This is a genomic window from Candidatus Protofrankia californiensis, from assembly GCF_900634765.1.
Classification (GTDB): Bacteria; Actinomycetota; Actinomycetes; order Frankiales; family Frankiaceae; genus Protofrankia; species Protofrankia californiensis.
In genome coordinates, this window is sequence record NZ_CAAAFT010000337.1 from 1 (window position 1) to 2,005 (window position 2,005).

Genomic DNA, 2,005 nt, shown 5'->3' on the forward strand with positions numbered 1-2,005 from the left:
TAGCGCCACCGCGCCAGTCGCCTACCCTACACACGTTCCGGCCTCGCCTGGCGAAGAACAGGTGGGGGAAACACTTTGTGAACTTCCTGCCTGCCGTCAGCCGGGACGAGGTTATCCGAATGCAACGGAGATCCGTTCGTGGCATATCCCGCGCCGCAGTGACAAATCACTCGAGGACCTTGCGCACATGTTCAACCCTATTGTGCGAGGTTGGATCAACTATTACAGCCATTTCTACAAGTCGATGTTGTATCCACTTCTTAAACATCTCAACCGCAAGCTCATCATGTGGGCTATGCGGAAGTACAGGCGGCTGAAACGTCGTGAACGACGTGCGCGAGAGCGGCTGCGCAACATTGCCAGTCGGGAGCCCACCCTGTTCGCGCACTGGAAACTCGGCGTCCGTCCCTAACCGCTGGGCAATGGGAGCCCGTTGCGCGGAGACGTGCACGGCGGGTTCCGCGAGGGGCCGGGGGCGCGATTCCCCCGGCCTACTCACCCGGTGGTGCACTGCGGGACCCGGCGTCAGGCCGAGCAGGTGCGCGCGGCGATAGGACGGCGGCTGGAGGAGGTCGGGCTGCGGCTGCACCCGGCCAAGACCAGAGTGGTGTACTGCAAGGACAGCAGCAGGCGCAATGCCACGTAGCCTAATTTGATCATGTTCTGTTGCTGGGTGTCGTGGTGCGCGGCGTGGTGGGGTGACCGTGGCCGGTGAGGCTGTTTGGATCACTGTTCATGAGTGGGGTCTCGTGGCGGTTCGTCCGGATATGCGTCCCGATCAGGTGACCCTCGGGGTGCTGGTCAACGCGGTGCCGCGGGACGTGGTCGATGACACGGTCGCTGTGTGTGGTGTGCGGGAGAAACGGTCGGACGCCAAGCTGCCGGCGCATGTGGTCACCTATCTGACGTTGGCGTTGTGCCTGTTCCCTGACGACGACTACGAAGAGGTCGCAGCCAGGGTCACCGGGTCGTTGGACCGGTGGGGCTGTTGGAACGCCGGGTGGAGTGCGCCGACGGCCAGCGCGATCACCCAGGCCCGCAAACGCCTGGGCCGCGGGGTGTTCCCGGAGTTGTTCGAGCGGATCTGCGGGCCGGTGGCCGGGCCTGGCGGCTCCACGGCCGGGGTGGTGGCGTTGGGCACCGCGCGGGGGTCGTTTCTGCGGTCGTGGCGGCTGCTGGCGATCGACGGGTTCGAGGTGGACGTGCCCGACACCCCGGCCAACGCCGCCGAGTTCGGCTATGCCGGGTCGGGTGAGAACCGGTCGGTGTTCCCCAAGGCCCGGGTGGTGGCGTTGACCGAGTGCGGTACCCACGCCTTCGTCGCTGCCGAGATCGACGCCTACCGGGTCGGGGAGAAGACCCTCGCCGGGCGCCTCTACCCGCGGCTGCGCCGCGACGAACTGCTCACCGCCGACCGGGGCTTCTACTCCTGGGCCGCCTGGGACGCCGCCGCCGCGACCGGGGCGGCGTTGCTGTGGCGGGCCCCGACCCGGCTTGACCTGCCCGTCGTGCGGGTGCTCGGCGACGGAACCTACCTCACCGTGCTGATCAGACCGGCGATCCGTGGGGCGCGGCGGGAGCGTCTGCTGGCCGCCGCCCGCGCGGGCGTGGACCTCACCGACATCAACGCCGTCGCGGATGCCTTCGACGAGCGTGGGTTTCCGGTCGTCCACCTCGCCCGGGTGATCGAGTACGACGTGCCCGACCGGGCCGGTAACGGCACCGGTGACCTGATAGTCCTGCTGTCCACCGTCTTGGACCCGGCCGATGCCCACGCCGACGAACTCGCCGCCGGCTACCACCAGCGATGGGAAGAAGAAACCGGCAACGACCAGCTCAAGACCCACCTACGCGGCCCCGGCCGGGTACTGAGATCCAGGCTGCCGGACCTGGTCCATCAGGAGATCTGGTCCTACCTGATCGTCCACCATGCGGTCAGCGCACGGACCGCCCAGGCCTCCGCGGCCGCCGACCTCGACCCCGACCAGGTCCCCTTCACCAAAGC

The 2,005-nt window shown here is 67.5% G+C and carries 3 protein-coding genes; all 3 read left to right on the plus strand.

The genetic code is table 11. From position 1 onward, the window contains the following. A partial coding sequence (locus DD1DGNOD_RS17655) for a group II intron maturase-specific domain-containing protein (protein ID WP_283234721.1) occupies positions 1 to 412 on the plus strand: 412 nt, incomplete at its 5' end. Between the two features lie 21 nt (positions 413 to 433). Next, the gene (locus DD1DGNOD_RS28240; RefSeq protein ID WP_206443265.1) at positions 434 to 646 is read left to right on the plus strand and encodes a hypothetical protein; all 213 of its coding nucleotides are present in this window, start codon (positions 434 to 436) and stop codon (positions 644 to 646) included. A 121-nt stretch (positions 647 to 767) separates the two neighbouring features. Continuing rightward, on the plus strand, positions 768 to 2,005 hold a 1,238-nt coding region (locus tag DD1DGNOD_RS17665), incomplete at its 3' end, for an IS4 family transposase (RefSeq protein WP_131770649.1).